General features: G+C 64.6%; 14 protein-coding genes. 7 read left to right on the top strand and 7 right to left on the bottom strand.

The window, feature by feature from the left end:
• Positions 1–46: 46 nt before the first annotated feature.
• Positions 47–7,132 (bottom strand): amino acid adenylation domain-containing protein, encoded by a 7,086-nt coding sequence (locus tag ACVWY6_RS15055; protein ID WP_457539100.1) that lies wholly within the window; start codon positions 7,130–7,132, stop codon positions 47–49.
• A 200-nt stretch (positions 7,133–7,332) separates the two neighbouring features.
• On the opposite strand from ACVWY6_RS15055, the gene ACVWY6_RS15050 reads away from it, so the two are divergent.
• The 3 genes from ACVWY6_RS15050 to ACVWY6_RS15040 all read left to right on the top strand — a co-directional run bounded on the left by ACVWY6_RS15050 (position 7,333) and on the right by ACVWY6_RS15040 (position 10,437).
• Entirely contained in the window at positions 7,333–8,268 is a 936-nt protein-coding gene (locus ACVWY6_RS15050; protein WP_457539098.1) for a methionyl-tRNA formyltransferase, read from the top strand.
• Between the two features lie 114 nt (positions 8,269–8,382).
• Positions 8,383–9,699 carry an NAD(P)/FAD-dependent oxidoreductase gene (locus ACVWY6_RS15045; protein ID WP_457539096.1) on the top strand — a complete coding sequence of 439 codons (1,317 nt, stop codon included), beginning with the start codon at positions 8,383–8,385 and terminating at the stop codon, positions 9,697–9,699.
• Between the two features lie 21 nt (positions 9,700–9,720).
• On the top strand, positions 9,721–10,437 hold the full coding sequence (locus ACVWY6_RS15040; protein ID WP_457539094.1) for a pyrimidine reductase family protein: 717 nt from the start codon (positions 9,721–9,723) through the stop codon (positions 10,435–10,437).
• A 25-nt stretch (positions 10,438–10,462) separates the two neighbouring features.
• Here ACVWY6_RS15040 and ACVWY6_RS15035 read toward each other — a convergent pair whose 3' ends face one another.
• Both ACVWY6_RS15035 and ACVWY6_RS15030 read right to left on the bottom strand, forming a co-directional pair.
• A complete protein-coding gene (locus ACVWY6_RS15035) occupies positions 10,463–11,071 on the bottom strand; it encodes a flavodoxin family protein (protein ID WP_062796426.1) in 609 nt (202 codons plus the stop codon).
• Between the two features lie 55 nt (positions 11,072–11,126).
• Complete coding sequence (locus tag ACVWY6_RS15030) at positions 11,127–11,681, bottom strand: CinA family protein (protein WP_457539091.1); 555 nt, start codon at positions 11,679–11,681, stop codon at positions 11,127–11,129.
• 57 nt (positions 11,682–11,738) lie between these two features.
• Here ACVWY6_RS15030 and nadE point away from each other — a divergent pair, with 57 nt between their 5' ends.
• On the top strand, positions 11,739–12,575 hold the full coding sequence (nadE, locus tag ACVWY6_RS15025) for an ammonia-dependent NAD(+) synthetase (RefSeq protein ID WP_457539089.1): 837 nt from the start codon (positions 11,739–11,741) through the stop codon (positions 12,573–12,575).
• Positions 12,576–12,727: 152 nt separating this feature from the next.
• On the top strand, positions 12,728–13,171 hold the full coding sequence (locus tag ACVWY6_RS15020; RefSeq protein WP_023954550.1) for an Hsp20/alpha crystallin family protein: 444 nt from the start codon (positions 12,728–12,730) through the stop codon (positions 13,169–13,171).
• Between the two features lie 203 nt (positions 13,172–13,374).
• Here ACVWY6_RS15020 and ACVWY6_RS15015 read toward each other — a convergent pair whose 3' ends face one another.
• Positions 13,375–13,677 (bottom strand): hypothetical protein, encoded by a 303-nt coding sequence (locus ACVWY6_RS15015; protein WP_457539087.1) that lies wholly within the window; start codon positions 13,675–13,677, stop codon positions 13,375–13,377.
• 25 nt (positions 13,678–13,702) lie between these two features.
• Entirely contained in the window at positions 13,703–13,996 is a 294-nt protein-coding gene (locus ACVWY6_RS15010; protein ID WP_062796431.1) for a hypothetical protein, read from the bottom strand.
• Positions 13,997–14,176: 180 nt separating this feature from the next.
• On the opposite strand from ACVWY6_RS15010, the gene ACVWY6_RS15005 reads away from it, so the two are divergent.
• Positions 14,177–15,289, top strand: a complete 1,113-nt coding sequence (locus ACVWY6_RS15005; RefSeq protein ID WP_457539085.1) for a carboxylate-amine ligase — start codon at positions 14,177–14,179, stop codon at positions 15,287–15,289.
• Positions 15,290–15,328: 39 nt separating this feature from the next.
• Here ACVWY6_RS15005 and ACVWY6_RS15000 read toward each other — a convergent pair whose 3' ends face one another.
• Together ACVWY6_RS15000 and ACVWY6_RS14995 are read right to left on the bottom strand one after the other, a co-directional pair.
• Positions 15,329–16,327, bottom strand: coding sequence for a helix-turn-helix domain-containing protein (locus ACVWY6_RS15000; RefSeq protein WP_457539083.1), 999 nt, complete (start codon positions 16,325–16,327; stop codon positions 15,329–15,331).
• Positions 16,328–16,554: 227 nt separating this feature from the next.
• The gene (locus ACVWY6_RS14995) at positions 16,555–17,436 is read right to left on the bottom strand and encodes a GGDEF domain-containing protein (RefSeq protein ID WP_457539081.1); all 882 of its coding nucleotides are present in this window, start codon (positions 17,434–17,436) and stop codon (positions 16,555–16,557) included.
• A gap of 4 nt (positions 17,437–17,440) precedes the next feature.
• Between ACVWY6_RS14995 and ACVWY6_RS14990 the strand changes: the two genes are divergently transcribed.
• A complete protein-coding gene (locus tag ACVWY6_RS14990; RefSeq protein ID WP_161633962.1) occupies positions 17,441–17,578 on the top strand; it encodes a hypothetical protein in 138 nt (45 codons plus the stop codon).
• Positions 17,579–18,308 lie beyond the last annotated feature (730 nt).

Below are 18,308 nucleotides of genomic sequence, written 5' to 3'. Positions count from 1 at the left end.
GTCGCGGAGAATGGTTGCGCCGGACCGGGTGTGCCGAGGCCCCATGTCAGCGTTCTCCGCCGACGAGTGTCACGTCGGACCGGCGGGCGAGATGACGTGCGATGGAGGGGCCGGTGAGACGAAGCGCGGCGGGGCTGCACATCTGCCAATGGGTGAACGGGATGGCAAGCGTGGAGATCTCGCCTTTCACATGCGACAGCCACGAGTCGGCAGCAGCCGTGGACCCCGGTGAATCACCGTCGGCAGTGACGAAGAGCAGGTCTCCGGTGTAGATGCCCGGTGAATGCTCCCGCAACAGTGTGCTGTTGTGCTCGGCGAAGTCGACCAAGCGCCGAACCTGATGACGCTCGATGCCGTGTGGCAGATCCTCGATCACCGCGAGCACGTCGGTGAGGGAATCTGCGGACGTTGCTCCCAGTTGCTCCAGTACGGCACCGTCGAATCCGAGTCCCGCCAGCAGATCTCCCGCGTGAACGGATTCGTCGGCTGCGGGCACCGGTGGTGATGCGAAACTGTCCAGCATCACCAAACCGGCCACTTGGCCACCCTGTTCTTCGATCAGCACAGCCATCGCATGCGCGAGGACGCCGCCGAGCGACCAGCCGAGCAGGTGGTAGGGACCGTCGGGTTGTATGCGCCGGATCTCCGCGACGTAGCGTGCGGCCGTCGCCTCTATGGACCGTGGTGGCTCGGTGTCGTCGGTCCCGGGTACCTGGATGCCGTAGATCGGCCGATCCTCTGGAAGATGCTGCACCAGAGGTCGATAACACCAGGACAATCCGACTATCGGGTGTATGCAGAAGAGCGGTGCTGCCGAGCCGGTGCGGCGGATCGGCAGCACCACGTCGAGGGCGGCGTCGTCCTGAACGGGATCGGTCATATCGATCCGTCGGGCCAACGCCATCGGGGTGGGGTCGGCGAACAACCACTGCAGCTGGACTCGTCGGCCCAGTTGCTCGCCGATCGAGCCGACCATGGCGATGGCCGACAGGGAGTTGCCGCCGAGTGCGAAGAAGTCATCGTGCACGCCGACTTGCTGTCGTTCGAGTGATCGAGCGAAGGCAGCCGCGACGACGACTTCGGTATGTGTGCTCGGAGCTCGGTACGGAGTCCGCGATTCGAAAGTTGCGACGGGCAGACGTGATTCGTCGAGCTTTCCGGTCGGTGTGACCGGGATGCCGGCCACCGCGACCATCGCGGCAGGCACCATGTGCCGGGGCAGGAACTCGCTGACGAACACCGCGAGGTGCACGATGTCCGGTGGGTTGGAGTGTGTCGATGGCACCACATACGAAACCAGGGCCGGCTCGCCGGTGGGGGTGGCGGTGCCGATGGTGACGGCTTGCCCGACCGCCGGATGTTTAAGCAGAACCGCGTTGATCTCGTCGAGTTCGATGCGGTGTCCGCGGATCTTGACCTGGCTGTCGGTGCGTCCGTGGTAGCGCAGTTCCAGATCTGCAGTCCAGGCGACCACATCGCCGGTGCGGTACATCCGGTCGCCCGGCGCGCCAGATGGATTGGCGACAAACCGTTCTGCTGTCAGGCCGAATCTGCGGTGGTAGCCGCGGGCCAGACCGGGTCCGGCGAGATAGAGCTCGCCGGGCACCCCGACCGGTACCGGATTCAGGCGGTCGTCGAGCACGAGGAGCGTGAATCCGTGCACTGCAGCGCCGATGGTGACCGGCTCGCCTGGCCGCAGATTGCCGACGGTGGCTATGTCGGTGGCCTCGGTCGGCCCGTATCCGTTGCGCATCTGTCGGCCGGTAGCCCACCGGTCGACCAGCGCTGTAGACACTGCCTCACCGCCGACACCCAGCACCCTGACATCGGGAAGGTCGTCGGAAGCGAGCGCGGCAAGCATGGTGGGTGTCATCAGGGCGTGGGTCACCCGCTCTGACCGGATGAAGTCGCCGAGCGACGCCGGTGGCAGGTGCGGGGGTGAGATGACAAGAGTGGCGCTTGCGGAGAGTGCGGCGATTTGTTCGCCGATGGCCATGTCGAAGCTGGGTGAGGTGTTGTGCAGGAATCTCGAGTGGGGTTCGACGAGGTAGTTGTGTTTTCTTTCGGCTGCGAGGTTGGCCAGTCCGCGGTGGGTGATGACAACACCTTTGGGGGTTCCGGTGGATCCGGAGGTGTAGATCATGTACGCCGGATGATCCAGCGAGACTCGGGGTTTCGGCACGAATGGGATGCTATTGCCGGGGGCGGCGAGCTGCTCGTCGATCACCAGCCACAGCACCGTGTCGGGTAGCTGCGAGCGGAACTCGCTGGTGGTGATGCCCAACAGCGCGCCCGAGTCGGTGAGCATGTGCGCGATGCGGTCGGCCGGATAGTGCGGATCCACCGGGACAAACGCCGCACCGGTCTTGGCAACCGCCCACATACTGCGCACCGAGTCCGCAGACCGGGGCAGGGCGATGGCGACGAAACGTTCTGGTGCGGCGCCATGTTCCTGCAGGACTCGGGCGCAGCTGTCGGCCCAGGCGTCGGCCTCTCGATAACTGTGCGCACGGCCATCCCAGATGAACGCGGCTTCGTCGGGGCGTTGCCGCACGGCCGTGTCGATCAGTTCGGCCATTGACGCTGCCGGAACAGATGCCGGGCCGCGTACGGGTACCAGCTTCGCGTTCTCCTCGGCGGTCAACAGCGGCAGGTCGGCCAGGGGCGTGGCAGTGTCGATGGCGACCGCAACGAGGATCCGAACAAGACGGTCGGCGAGGTCCTGTGCCGAGCGGCGATCGAAGAGGTCGGTTGCATAGCGCAGCGACCCACGCAGGCAGTCGTCATCGGGGGCCGGCTCGGTGATGGAGAACGCGAGTTCGAACTGGGCGATACCTGGGTCGAGGGGAACGGGAGTCACAGTGAGGCCCGGGAGCTCGAAGCTGCCGGGCAGCCCTGGTTCGAAGTTCAGAACCACTTGGAACAGCGGCGAATACGCCTGGGTGCGCGGCGGTTGCAGGATGTCGACGAGACGCTCGAATGCGACATCACCGTGGGCGTACGCACCGAGGTCAACGGCGCGGGTCTGGGTGAGAAGGTCGGCAAATCCGGTACTGAGGTCCACCTGTGTCCGCAGGACAAGCGTGTTCACGAACATGCCGATGACGTCGTCGAGCTGTTCTTCGCCGCGACCTGCGATCGGCGCGCCGATCGCGATGTCCTCGGTTCCGGACAGCCTTGCGAGGAGCGTGGCCAGTGCGGCGTGGACGACCATGAACATGGATGCACCACGTTGTCGCGCCAGCTCCCGTAGCGCGGCGCCGGTCGAGCGGCTTATCTCGAAGTCGACGGACGCTCCGCGGTGTGAGGCGACGGCGGGCCGTGGTCGGTCGGTGGGCAGGTCGAGCACCGCGGGCAGGCCGTCGAGTGTTTGTTGCCAATATCGGACCTGTTGCGCTGCAACAGAATCGGGATCGCCTTCCGAGCCGAGGACACGATGTTGCCACAGCGTGAAATCCACGTACTGGACGGGCAACTCGGGCCAGCTCGGCGTAAGTCCTTCGGTGCGGGCGTTGTAGGCGAGCATGACGTCGCGAGCGAGTGGTCCCATGGAGACGCCGTCGGCGAGGATGTGGTGGATCACCAGTACCAGCGTGTGGTCGTCGGCGGCGCTGCGAAGCAACCGGCTCCGGATGGCGACCCCCGCCGCGACATCGAAACCGTCGCGGGCGAGCGTCAGCACGGCCGCGGCGATGTGGTCGGCCTCGATCGGTTGCGGGGTCAGATCGAGCGACACCGCAGTCGGTGGCAGAACCACCTGCCTGGGTCCGCCGTCGTCATTCGGGAATGTGGTGCGCAGCGATTCGTGGCGTCGGATCACGTCATCGACAGCTGCCGTGAGGGCACTCGTGTCGAGTTCTCCGGTGAGTCGGATGGCCAACGGAAGATTGTATGTTGCAGCCGCAGTGTCGAACTGGTTGAGGATCCACATGCGCTGCTGCGCCGCAGACAACGGCAACCGGGCGGGGCGATCACCCCGCCGTAGAGGCGGACGGGCTGCCTGTCCGGTGGTTCCCGCCGCCGCCGCGGCGATGCCGGACACAGTCGGGCTCTCGAAGACCGTGCGAACGGTCAACCCGCTGCCCAACTCCGCATTGATGCGGGAGACCACCCCCATCGCGGACAGTGAGTTGCCGTGCAGGTCGAAGAAGCTGTCGTCAGCCCCCACGTCTTCCTGGTCGATGTTCAGCACCTCGGCAAACACCGCTGCGACAACACGTTCGGCGTCGGAACTCGGCGCGCGGTAGGCGCTACGGGTGAGTTCGGGTACAGGTAACGCCCGTTCGTCCAGCTTGCCGGTGGGGGTCAGTGGTAGCGCGTCGATCAGCACGACCGCCGCCGGTTGCATGTGGCGGGGGAGGTTACGCCCGGCGAACTCTCGAAGACGGTCTGCCGAGCGCGGGTCACCCACCACGTACGACACCAAAGCCGGATGGCCGTCGGCGAGTTCGCGTACCGCTGTCCGTACGTGCCGGACATCCGGAGAAGACCGGAGCACCGCGTCGATCTCGCCCAGTTCTATTCGATGCCCACGAATCTTCACCTGGCTGTCGGCTCGTCCGTGATAGCGGAGTTGGTGGTCGCCGGCCCAGCTGACGACGTCCCCGGTCCGGTACATGCGATCGCCGGGGCTGCCGAATGGATTGGCCACGAACCGTTCTGCGGTCAACGCATGTCGACGGTGGTAACCGCGGCCGAGGCCGGGCCCGGCGAGATACAGCTCGCCGGGTACACCGGCAGGCACAGGTTGCAGGCGGGCGTTCAGTACCAACAGTTCGAAACCGTGCACGGCGGTACCGATCGACACCGGTTTGCCTGCCCGCAGGATGGAGACGGTGGCTATGTCGGTGGCTTCGGTCGGTCCGTATCCGTTGCGCATCTGTCGTCCGACGGCCCAACGGTCCACCAGGTCACCGGTCACCGCCTCGCCCCCGACCCCGAGCACCTCGAGGGAGACCAGCGCGTCTGGATCGAGCGCCGACAGCATGGTCGGGGTGATCAACGCGTGGGTGATCCGTTTGGTGACAATCCAATCGGTGAGCTCCGCTGGGCTCAGGTCCGGTGCTGAGACCACGAGGGTGGCGCCTGCGGAGAGTGCGGCGATTTGTTCGCCGATGGCCATGTCGAAGCTGGGTGAGGTGTTGTGGAGGAATCTCGAGTGGGGTTCGACGAGGTAGTTGTGTTTTCTTTCGGCGGCGAGGTTGGCCAGTCCGCGGTGGGTGATGACAACACCTTTGGGGGTTCCGGTGGAGCCGGAGGTGTAGATCATGTACGCGGGATGATCCAGCGAGACATCGACTTCCATTGCGGGGGTCGTCGTCGCGATTACCTCGCTGTCGATCTCCAGTTGGTCGATCACCAGCCACTGCACGGTGTCGGGCAGCTGCGAGCGGAACTCGCTGGTGGTGATGCCCAGTCGGGCGCCCGAGTCGGTGAGCATGTGCGCGATGCGGTCGGCCGGGTAATACGGATCCACCGGGACAAACGCCGCACCGGTCTTGGCAACCGCCCACACGCTGCGTACGGAGTCGAGCGACCGGGGCAAGGCGATGGCAACAAACTGCTCGATGGATGCGCCGGCATCGCGTAGCTCTCGGGCGAGCTGATCGGACCAGGCGTCCACCTGGCGGTACGTATGCGTCGTGTGCATCTCCAAGGCGACGGCATCCGGGTCGGCCAGCACTGCGGCCCTTGTCATTTCGTTCAACGTTGCCGGGGGCACAGCCACCGGGCCACGAGATGGCACAAGAGCGCGGCGATCGTCGGCTGTCAAGACATCGAAGCCGTCGACGGCGGCGCCGGCCGGGGCTGTGGCCATCGTCTGCAGGAGCGTGACGAACCGGCGGTGGTGCGCGCGCAGCTCATCGCTTCCGTAAGCGTGCCGGTTGGCCTCGAAGTCGACGCGGGTGTTGCCGTCGGCACTCGGGTAGAGGTTCACCGACAGGTCGTGGACCGGCCCGGTCGACAGGATCTGGAACCGCCCGGTGACCGGCCCCAGACGGATGTCCGACGGGAAGTTCATGATGTTGATGACCGGCCCGTAGAAGCCGCGGGAGTCCTCGCCTGCACCGAGGTCGCGTCGCAGATCCTCGGCCCGATAGCGCTGATGGCGCAGGGCCCCGGTGAGTTCGAGCTGGATGTGGGAGACGAGGTCGCCGACGGTCGTCGTCGGTGTGATCGACGCGCGGATGGGCACGATGTTGGACACCATCCCGCCCGACTTGCGAAGCACCGCGTTGGTCCGCCCCGACACCGGAAGGCTCAGGACCACGTCCGCCGAACCGGTGATTCGGGCGATGTACACGGCGAGGGTTGCGATCAAGAGTGGTGTCTCGAAGCTCTTCAATCTCGTCGAAGCGGCCTCGAGTTGCCGGGTGACCTCGGTCGAGAGGAGCTCACCGACTCGCCGTGGTCTGACGTCGGGCGCCGATTCGAACGGCGACAACGACTGTGGCTCGGGGAGATTCGCGGCCTTTGCCAGCCAGTAGTCGCGGTCGCGCTGGAAACGGCTGGACGACCGGTAGTCGTTCTCGGAGGTGATCAGCGCCTGCAGTGGAGGGACGGCCTGGGTGTCGGCCTCGCGTCCGGCCAGCTTTGCGGTGTACATCTCGGCGGCACGATTGATGAACAGGATGGCGCCGTAGCCGTCGATGACGATGTGGTGGATGCAGGAGTACCAGAGGTAGTGCTCGTCGCCGACGCGGAGCACCGCACCCTTGATCAGCCGATCGGAGAGCAGATCTATCGGCGCCGAGTAATTCGCGTGTATCCATTCCTGCGCGGCCAGTTCGGGATCGTCCTCGCCGCGCAGGTCGATTCGCTCGAATCGATCCGAGAGGGTCTGGTCGACCACCTGGAACGGCTCACCGTCGATGTCGACGAGGCGGAGCATCCCGCAGTCGATCTCGTGCATGCAGGCGCGGACCACGTCATCGAGCAGATCAACGTCGAGTGGGCCATGGATCTCCGCGTAGTTCGCGATGACGATGGGCGTGTGGGGCATCAGGTGCTGGGCGAACCAGATACCGCGTTGGGCCGCGGTCAACGGAAACGGTGCCGATCCGGCAGCTGGAGTCGTCGGGGAAGGCGCCGAGGGGGTGGGGTTCCCGGTCAAGGTATGTGCGGAATCCACCTGAGGATCTCTTCTGTCCGGAGCGCGCTGACCCACTCGGCGAGGCCCCGTTGCATCGCTGGGTGAGTTTAGGGAATGCTGCACTAACTTCAATGGTGAATGTAGGTTTGCATAACCTATCTCAGTCGGTCAAGCTGAACGCACATTTGTGGTGCACTCGCGGGCGCCACGTACTTCCGACGACTGAAGAGGCAAGTTTCATGCGAGTAGCGACCTTCGGCTATCAGACCTGGGGACACAAGACTCTCGAAGCACTCATCGAGTCGGATCACGAGGTGGTTCTGGCCGTCACCCACCCGCCGAGTGAGCACTCGTACGAGTCCATCTGGTCGGACTCCGTCGAGAAACTGGCCCGGGCCAACAACATCCCCGTCCATCTCGCGCAACGACCCGACAGCGAACTGATCGAGCAGGTCAAGCACGCCGAGCCCGACATCATCGTCGCGAACAACTGGCGCACCTGGCTACCGCGTGAACTCTTCGATCTACCGCCGCACGGCACCCTGAACCTGCATGACTCGTTGCTGCCCAAGTTCACCGGTTTCTCGCCGGTCATCTGGGCGCTGATCAGCGGGGAGAAGGAGGTGGGCCTGACCGCCCACCGCATGGACGACGACCTCGACACCGGTGATGTGGTGGTGCAACGGGCCGTGCCGATCGGACCTCGTGACACGGCCACCGATCTCGTGCGCGCAACCATCGACATCATCCCCGAGGTCCTGATCGAGGCCCTCGACCTCATCGAGTCGGGTGAAGCCGTCTGGAAGCCACAGAATCTCGCCGACCGCACCTTCTTCCACAAGCGCGCGGACATCGACAGCCAGATCAACTGGAACTGGCCCGCCGAGGACATCGATCGCCTCGTCCGCGCCCAATCGGATCCCTACCCCAACGCCTTCACCCACTTCCGTGGCGAGCGCATCCGGATCACCAAGGCCTCGGTCTCGACAGGCATCTACGGCGGCACCCCCGGCCGGGTGTTCATCCACGAGGGGGACGGCATGGTGATCGTGGCCGGAGCCGACGCATACCGCGGAAAGAACCACGGGCTGGTCGTGGAACGACTGCGGACCGAAGACGGTGTGGAGCATGCGGGCAAAGACTTCTTCCCACGCGGTGGCGGCTATCTGACGTGACGCCGCGCGCGGCCTGAGTCAGGCCCGGTCATGACCCGAACCGCATAACATGATTCGAGTTGTGAACAAGCGGGTATCGCTGCGCCGTCTTGCAGCGAAAGGAGTTGACACCGAATGACTGCACCCGGCCGGCCCCATGTGTTGATCGTGGGTGGAGGATTCGGAGGTCTCTACGCGGCAAAGCGCCTCAAGCGCGCCGATGTCGCGGTGACCGTTGTCGAGCGCGGCACCAGTCACGTGTTCCAGCCACTGCTGTACCAGTGCGCCACCGGGTTGTTGTCCGAAGGATCGATCGCAAGTCCTCTGCGGCACCTGCTGCGCAATCAGGACAACGCACACGTTGCGCTCGGTGAGGCGAACGCCATCGACACCGAGGCGCGAGTGCTCACAGCGAGCCGCTTCGACGGATCGACCTTCGAGCTGAAGTACGACTACCTCGTGGTGGCTGCAGGAATGCAGCAGGCGTACCACGGTCACGAGGAGTACATCCAGTGGGCGCCGGGCATGAAGACCCTCGACGATGCGCTGACCATCCGCCGAAAGCTGGTGGCCGCCTTCGAGATGGCGGAATCGCTGCCCACACCGGAAGAACGCCAACCCTGGCTGACCTTCGCTGTCGCGGGCGGTGGACCCACCGGTGTCGAGCTCGCCGGACAGATCCGCGAATTGGCCACGCGCGCACTGACACACGAGTTTCGGTCGATCGACCCGGGTGAGGCGCGGGTGCTGCTCCTGCACGGTGGCCAGCGGGTTCTGGAGTCGTTCGACAGCAAGCTCAGCGACAGCGCGCTGCGCACACTCGACAAGGTGGGGGTCGAGACCCACCTCGGCGTGCACGTCACCGATGTGACCGCCACGGACGTGGAGATCACCACCAAGGCCGAACCGAAGACGAAGACCCGGTTCGACACCCGGACGGTGTTGTGGACGGCAGGCGTGGAAGCGGTTCCGTTCGCACGGACGCTGGCCACAGCCTTGGGTGCGGAGCAAGACCGGTCAGGACGCATCGCGGTCGAGGCCGACCTGTCCGTTCCGGGGCATCCGAATGTGTTCGTTGTCGGAGACATGATGTCGCGCAACAAACTTCCCGGTGTCGCCGAGGTCGCCATGCAGGGTGGGCGGCACGCCGGTGCGGTGATCGCCGCTGCGGTGGAAGGCAAGACCAACAAGAGGCGGCCGTTCAAGTATCGAGACCTGGGCAACGCGGCGTACATCGCCCGGCATCACGCGTTGGTCCAAGCCGGACCCCTGCACATGTCGGGTATGGCGGGATGGCTGTCGTGGGGCGTCATCCACATCGCGTTCCTGTCCGGCGCGCGCAATCGCACTGGCACTCTGCTGAACTGGGCAGCCACACTGGCGACCGGATCGAGGCGTGAACGCGCGATCACCTACGGCGATCCGGAGACGGCCCGCAAACCGTATACATGACGGGCCGGTCGGTTTCGCGACATGAGTGAGACAGAGGTGACCGTGCTGACCGCGGCAGACACGGTGGCGCCGCTCGACTTCTACAGCGATCCGCCGGACGGTGTGCGCGTCAACATGGTGAACACCCTGGACAACGAGGCGGCATTCGACGGCCGCGTCGCCGCCATCTCCGATCCGACCGACCACCAATTGCTCCTGGATCTGCGCGCGTTCGCCGACGTGTTGCTCGTCGGGGCGGGAACGGTGCGTGCGGAGTTGTACGGTCGAGTGATCCTGACGGAGAGACAGATACGGCTCCGCGAGGCCAAGCTGGGTTCCACTGGCCCGCCACCGGTTGCGGTGGTCACCACCAAAGGAAGGCTGCCGAGGGAATCCCGGCTGTTCGGTGTCGAGCCTCGACCGTTGATCATCACGACCGCGGTGGCCGCCCAGGGTGAGCCTGATGACGCTCACGAGACGATCGTCGCCGGCCACGACCGGGTGGATCTGCCGCAGGCGATAGATGCCCTGCGGGAGCGTGGATTTCGGCGGATCCTGTGTGAGGGCGGACCGTCGTTGCTGCAGGCCCTGGCAGAGCATGACCTCATCGATGAGATGTGCGTGACGGTGTCACCCATGATTGCCGGCGGGCAGGGCGGATCGCCCAGGTCGAAGACCACTCTGGGTGGGCCTCGACGGATGAAGCTGGCACATGTGCTCTCGCACAACGATTTTCTTTATCTGCGGTACACCCGCTGATCCCTGAAAGCCGTTTGGCGGGCGGTCAGTAGGGTGGGTACTGGGCCGACCTCAGCTGCGCGGCCAGATGGGCCGCGTTCCTCGCCACGGTGGCAGTGGTGGTGGCTACGGGCTCAGGTGTCTCGTCCAGGTCGTTGTAGTCCGTCCCCTGCATTGCCTCACCGTTCCAGTAGGTTCCGCCCTGAGCGGGAATCGTGAAACCGATGTCGTTCAGCCCCTGGAAGAGATCTGCTGTGATCTTGTGTGCGCCGTCCTCGTTGCCGACAACTGCCGTCACCGCGACCTTGCCCACCATTGCGGGCCGCCCCTGATCGTCGGTTTCTGACAGCTCTGCGTCCAGGCGCTCGAGAACACGTTGGGCGACACTCGACATGTGACCGACCCAGGTCGGAGTCGCCACGACCAAGATGTCGGCTTTCCGGATCGCGTCGCGGATGGCCGGCCACTCGTCGCCGTCGCCCATGTCGCCTTCCACTCCGGGCTTCACGTCGTGGTCCACCACGCGGATCTTCGACCCCGACACCCCATGGGTCTCGAGTTGGGCGAGCACCTGACCGGCAAGCAACTCGGTGCTCGATGGCGCAGGTGACGGCTTGAGGCTGCAGATCAGGGCGAGGGCGCTGAGTTCAGACATGGGTGTGGAATAGCCATCGCCGGCGTACCCAAACATGGCGCCGCGGCCCGTGCTGCTACCCGCCAGACGACTTCGCCCGGTCGACGAGTATGCGCACCGAGGCAGCAACTGTCGCGGCCAGAACGTCGGGCGGGTCGCCATCGAAGACCCGCTTGGTGGCGTCCACCGAACCGTGATCGAAGACGCCGAACCAGACCGTCCCGGGTTCCTTGTCCTCTTGCGGTTCGGGTCCTGCCTCGCCGGTGACGGCGACTGCGAGGTTGGCACCCATCAACTCTGCGGTGCTGCGTGCCATCGCCAGAGCTGCTTCTTCGCTGACGACCGGCCCCTCGGGCACCTTCAGGAGCGAGTACTTGACCTCCTTGCGATAGGCGATCACGCCACCGCAATACCAGTCGCCGGACGACGTGGCCCGGCCGAGTTGGGAGGCGAGGTTACCCGCGGTGAGTGATTCGGCGGTCGCGATGGTCAGATCGTGCTCGCCCGCCAACTTCGCCAGTTCCTCACACAGCTCCTGCACCTCGTCCTCGGTCGGAACTCGGTCGTCGGGATCGGCAATCATGTTGTCCTCACGTTGTTTTGGGGCGCGTCGCATCGCTGCTGCAAACATCGTGCAACAGTTGCCATTCGGTTCGCAGGACCGGTGTACCCCGGCTACGGTGAAGTTATGTATTCCCTCGCAGACACAGTCCGAAACGAGTTGAACGTCCGCGCCGACATCGATGTCGCCGCGGAGGTCGAGAACCGGGTGCAATTCCTGGTCGACTACGCGCAGAACGCCGGAGCGAACGGTTTCGTCTTGGGTATCAGTGGTGGGCAGGACAGTTCGCTGGCCGGGCGTCTGTGCCAGCTGGCGGTTGACCGGATCAATCAGTCGGGAGGATCAGCCGAGTTCGTGGCGGTCTTGCTCCCGTACGGCGTGCAGGCCGACCAGGCCGATGTCGACACCGCCATCGACTACATCAAGCCGAGCCGCACGATCAGCGTGAACATCAAGGACACCGCCGATGCCGCGGCAAAGGCCACCGCTGCTGCGCTGGGCATAGACGAGCTCACCGACCTGGTCCGAGGCAACGTCAAGGCGCGTGAACGCATGATCGTGCAGTACGCCGTGGCGGGCCAGCTGAACCTCATCGTCGTGGGCACCGACCACGCGGCCGAGGCGGTGACCGGGTTCTTCACCAAGTACGGCGATGGCGGCGCCGACGTGGTTCCGCTCTCGGGATTGACGAAGGGGCAGGGAGCGCGACTCCTGGAACGTCTGGGCGCGCCCGACAGCCTGTGGACCAAGGTGCCCACCGCCGATCTGGAAGACGACCGGCCCGCCATCCCGGACGAGGAGGCCCTGGGTGTCACCTACCGCGAGATCGATGCGTACCTGACCGGGGAGGCAGTCTCCGACGAGGCGGCCAAGACCATCGAGCAGGCCTTCGTCAAGACCAGGCACAAGCGCACCGTTCCGGTCGCCCCCACCGACCTGTGGTGGCGGGATCCGGCGGGCTGATCGGCGCCGAACCGGGAGATGGTGTGCGAGTGCGCAACTCGTCGAAAAAAGTACTTGGCACTCCCCGGTGATGAGTGCTAAAAAAGTAGTGCACAGTGATTGGCTGCCCGCCAGGGTGGCGGGCCGAAGTGTCGAGCAGGAGGTGGGTTGCTGTGCTTCGGTTTGATCCTTTCAGTGATGTGGACACGTTGGCGCGGGGACTGTTGACCGGCCAGGCGGTGGGGTCATCTCGAACGCCGAGGTTCATGCCGATGGACCTCTACAAGGTCGAGGACCATTACGTTCTCACCGCCGATCTACCGGGCGTGGATCCCGGCTCGGTGGATGTCAGTGTGGACAATGGCACGCTGACCCTGACCGCCCATCGGACGGCACGGTCGGAGGATTCCGTGCAGTGGATGTCGAGCGAACGGTTTTACGGCACGTATCGCCGCCAGCTGACGCTGGGCGACGGAATCGACGCGGCGGGCATCTCGGCGAGCTACGAAAATGGTGTGCTGTCGGTGACCATTCCGGTTGCCGAGAAGGCCAAGCCTCGCCGAATCTCGATCAACCACACGGACTCACAGAAGTCGATCGAGACGAGTTCCTCCTGAGAACCACTGACTGACATCGCAATTGGTCGACCGCGAAAGAGGGGTGATGCTGTGGAGTTGGATGAAACCGTGATCTGGCCCGAGCCCAGTCCGTTGAACGACTGGTGGGCGATGTCATGACAACGTCGAAATAGCGCAAACACGCTTGTGCCCCCGACCTTTTGGCCGGGGGCACAAGCGTGAGAACTCAACAGAACGGATTGTCAATCGGCGGTGACGGGCAAGCTCAGGGTCAGCAGCATCAGGACGAACAGGAACCATCCGGCGCCCTGCCATACCGGCCAACCGCCACCGCGTTTCCACACACGGTACGTTTGGACGAACGCCCCCAGCCCGCCGAGCAGTAATAGTGCCGGGACTCCGATCGCCCAGACCGAACTGCTCGGGTCGATCACCAGGTAGATGATCAGCCAGCCGAATGCCGCGGCGATGACCGCCACGTCATACGTCACCGCGGCGCGGTAGACCGTTCGATCATTCCAGCGCTTTTCGACGTCGTTGGTCATCGACAAGCCTCAGGTCCCTGAATGGTCAGCGGTTCTTTCGCGGGTACTTGGCGCGGTAACGCACGCGGTCACGGCGTGCCTTGAGTTCCGACACGTGATTGTCCTTGAGGCTGTCGGTCGCGCGGTAGGCGAAAAAGCCCCATGCAAACAGCAACACTGCGCCCACAGCGAGGATGACGGCAGCAATCATGTGACCGCCGGCGAGAGTCAGGATCGCCATCGCGACACAGGCCGCGCCACCCGCGATGGCCACAAATCCGGACCAGCCGACTGGCAAAGACAGTTTGTTGCGGGTTTCGTCCTTCGTACGCTGATCCATGTCGTCCTCCAGATTGACATCAGTCCTTCGTATGGCGGGTACCCGGTGCGGCCTCGCCCGAAACCACCCCCTGCCAGCCGTTTGCCGCGATCGATGCGGAGGTACCTCTCAATGAGGTGCCGGTCGCGTCTCACGGACGAGGGCGGTCGGGGTCGGTCGGGGGACCTGAGGAGGTGTGCGGTGGCGAGTACGGGTTTGGACGTTCCCACGTTCGGTGTCGAAGAGGAGCTCCTGCTCGTCGAGGAGTCGACAGGTGAACCGTTCATGGAAAGCGCCGCGGTTGCCCACGTCGCGAAATCGCTGGGACTCGACCTGGATCTCGAACTGACGCCGTGCCAGATCGAGACCGCGACGCCGATACTCGACTCCATGGCCGACCTCAGGCGGCACCTCGTGGAGAGCCGGAACAAAGCCGGTGCCGCGGCTCGGGAGATGGGCGGCCGCGTGCTTGCAGCGGGCGTGCCGCCGATCGTCGGAGAACGTCAGCCGGTATCGAAAACCGACCGCTACCAGCGCATCGCACAAAACTTTGGCATCATCGCTGCCGAGCAAGGCGTGTGTGGATGCCACGTGCATGTTGCGGTGCCGGACCGCGCACGTGCAATCGAGGTGAGCAACTCGCTGCGACCATGGTTGCCCGTTCTCGTTGCGCTGACGGCCAATTCGGCCATCCATCGATCCTCGGACACTGGGTACAGCAGCTGGCGGACCATGCTGTGGTCGCGATGGCCGAGCGCGGGTGCTCCCCCTCATCTCGCGTCGGTGGAGGAGTACGACGCCGCCACCGCTCGGCTCCTCGAGGTGGGCGCTGCGCTCGACGAGGGGATGATCTACTGGGATGTGCGGCCTTCCAGCAACTTTCCGACCATCGAGGTCCGCGTCAGTGACGTTCCCGCGACTGTGGACGAGACGGTGCTCTACGCCACGCTGGTGCGTGCGCTGGTGATGACGGCCCTTGCTGATGGCCCACCCACCGCCGCGCGGGCGATCAGTTCCGATGACATTCGCGTGGCAAAATGGAGGGCAGCACGCGACGGTCTGACCGGCGAGTGTCCAGATCTGCTCTCCGGGAGCATGGTTTCGGTGCGCACCGCCGTGGAAGGGATGCTCGCCCACATCACGTCCGCACTCGACGCCCTGGGTGAGCGTGCGGCCGTGGATGACGCGCTGGACACACTCTTCCGCCGTGGAAACGGCGCGATGCAGCAGCGCCAGGTATTCCAGCGGTGCGGCGCTCTGGCGGTTGTCGAGCATGTCGCGGCGCGCACCCTGGACGCCGACACCTTGCGTTGAATGAATGGGATCTGTTGACACAGAGGATGGCTGCGATGGTCACCCGGCGCGGAAGGTCGCCCGATACTGACTGGGCGTGGTGTCCATCAATCGGGTGAAGTGATGTCGAAATGTCACAACGGACGCGAATCCCACGAGCGCGGCAACGCGTTCCACGGGTTCGGATGATGTTTCCAGTAGTTCCAGGCTCACATCGATCCGGCGGGCGATCAGCCACTTGATCGGTGTGGTGCCAGTTGTCTTGGTGAACTGGCGCAGATAGCTGCGTCTCGACATATTGCACTGGGCGGCAAGGTCGTCCAGGCTCAGGGGGCGGTCGATGTGTGCGAGCGCCCAGGCCATGCTGTCGGTGATGGCGGTGTCGTCCTGGACTGCGGGGAGTGGGTTCTCGATGAACTGGGCCTGTCCGCCGGAACGGTGCGGTGCGATCACGAGGCTTCGCGCCACCTCGTTCGCGACGGAGGGGCCGTGGTCGTTGCGCACGATGTGCAGGCACAGGTCGAGCCCGGCCGAGCAACCTGCGCTGGTGAGCACATCGCCTTCGTCGATGTAGAGGGGTAGGCGGTCCACCTCGATGTCCGGATGCCGCTGCTGGAGCTGCTCTGCGTAACGCCAGTGGGTGGTCGCCCGTCGCCCGTCCAGCACCCCGGCGGCGGCCAGCACGAAGGCACCCGAACAGATGGAGACCAGACGTGCCCCCCGCCCCGCGGCGTGTCTGACCGCGGAGATGACATCGGGGGAGATGGGGGCGTGTATGTCGCGGATGCTGGGGATGATGACCGTGTGTGCTGCGGCGAGTTGTTCGAGTCCGAATGCTGCTTTCAGGGTCGCCCCGCCCACAACTCTCACCGGATCGGCGGTTTCCGTGCACAGTTGCACCGAGTACCAGGGCCGCACCATGCCCGGCCAGAATGACTCGGACAGCTCGGCCAGGCCGAATATCTCGGCGGCGATACCCATTTCGAATGCGGTCATCCCGTCGTAGGCAAGGATGGCCACGGTGCGTGCTGACCCCGGACGGGAGCGCTGCGAAGACATGGCACTATCTTAACGGAGATCGGCATCAGTGCCACTTTTCGTTGCAGTTCATCTCCGCCACCCTTGGTACATGGACAAACAGAACGTGACTGTGATGCAACGATTTTGGCGAGCTGTCAAAGAGTTCGCGGCAGGGGTGGACGCGGCCAGCGCGTTGGCCCACAACAAGGCTCCGTCTGAGGAGTCGGTGGCCAGGATTCGGCAACGTGAGTTCTGGGACCAGGTAGTCAGTGAATCGGCGTGTCGGCGTGACTGATCTGGTTGCCTCCGGCGCGTTTTGCCTCGTACATCGCGGCGTCGGCTGCGGCGATCAGACCGCTGATGAGCTCGCGGGTGTTACCGGTGACCTCGACGAGGCCGATACTCGAGACGCCGAGGCTGGCTGTCACATTCCACGACATCGTGGCGATGGCTGTGCGGAGGCGTTCGGCGGTGTCGTCAGCTTTGCCGCCTGGCGTGATCTCGGCTACCACGAACTCCTCGCCGCCGATGCGGCCCACGACCGCGTCCTCGGGACTGGCTCTGCGCAAGCTGTCAGCGACGGCGATGAGGGTCATGTCGCCGACGGTATGGCCGTAAGCATCGTTGACCGCCTTGAAGGCGTCGAGGTCGATCATCACGACGGTGATGCTTCTCTCGGGGTCTCCGGCGGCGCCGGTGATGAGATCGGACGCGGCACGGTGGAAACCGCGACGGTTGCGCAGTCCGGTCAGAGCATCAGTGGAGGACTTCAGTGCGTCGACGGATAGCCAGTGAACGAGTACCTGACCACAGAATGGCACCGCAAGGATGCCGCCGCCCATCACCAGTAGCTTCGACAACGCCATGGCCGGATCGCCGCCGACCGCGATCCGGACGGCACAGATGACGGCGGTCACCAGCGAGATGATCAGCGTGAGCGACAGGTAGCGAGCACAGTGGAAGAAGCCGATATAGCCCGCAAGGCCGATGAACGCCGTGCATCCGAGCATGCCTGCACGCGGATCGGAGTCAGCCAGGCAGGCCGCCGCGATGAAAAGGGTTCCTGCGACGGAGGCAAGTTGCGACTGCCTGCGGTTCGGCCACCGCCACGCGTAGCCGGCGGCGATTGCGGATAGACCGACCGTCACGGCGATGGACACCATTTTCTGGGACGTGTTCTGTGGACCCGAGGGACTCAACATCATCAAGAATGTCGCCATCGCCAGCATCGCCAAGATCGCCGCAAGGACGTATCTGGTCGCCGACGTCAGGCTACGGGCGGCCAAATAGTCAGACAGCCAGTCAAAGTGGTCTGGCTGCCGCCACCACAGGAGGAGTTGGCGCACTTGACAACCCCCCGTATCGGGACGGTTCGGACGGCCGACTTCAGCTTTGATGCTACCCGTGCACGCCGGGATTCTTGCGGCCTTCAGGGAACCCAGCTAATCGGGCCGATGTCCCGAGAGCGACCGCCCCGCCGGCCGGTGTCGTGCACAGGTGGATGTGCACGAGTGGGCGGATGCCAGCCACGATAACGGCGTGCGTACGCGCGGACACTTCTCCATGGGGAACGTGGACGTGTACAAACAGGCCCACTGGGTCGCAGTCTGAGTCCGGCAGGGCCTCACAACAACACAAGACGTTGCCGGGCAACGTTGATGACTCCCCCTTCGCTGATTAGCGCCGCCGCTGGCTCCGCGCGCAACCGTCGACTCCTCGAGGTGCCATCGATTATGCGTCTGCCCGGTCGCGTTGTACCGCGGCCCATGAGTTCAGACCTCGGTGGTGGGACTTTCTGCGCTAAATCCAATTAGCGCGGATTGCGATTAGACTAACCTGCGTAGATTCGAACATCGAGCCAGTGGGACTAGGAGGCATCTATCTTGACGACCGCGCCGGATCAGGCGTGGTCTGCGAGACCGGCCGATGGGGCGAGACGTCGTGGGTTGCTTGCGCGTTTGCCGGAATGCATCCGAACTCAGCTTGGCCGCCCGCCAGCAACCGTTTCTGCACCGGTTCC

The sequence above is a fragment of the Williamsia sp. R60 genome, from assembly GCF_054063855.1.
The sequence above is the reverse complement of the archived record's forward strand: the minus strand, read 5'-3'. Positions and strand labels throughout refer to the sequence as shown.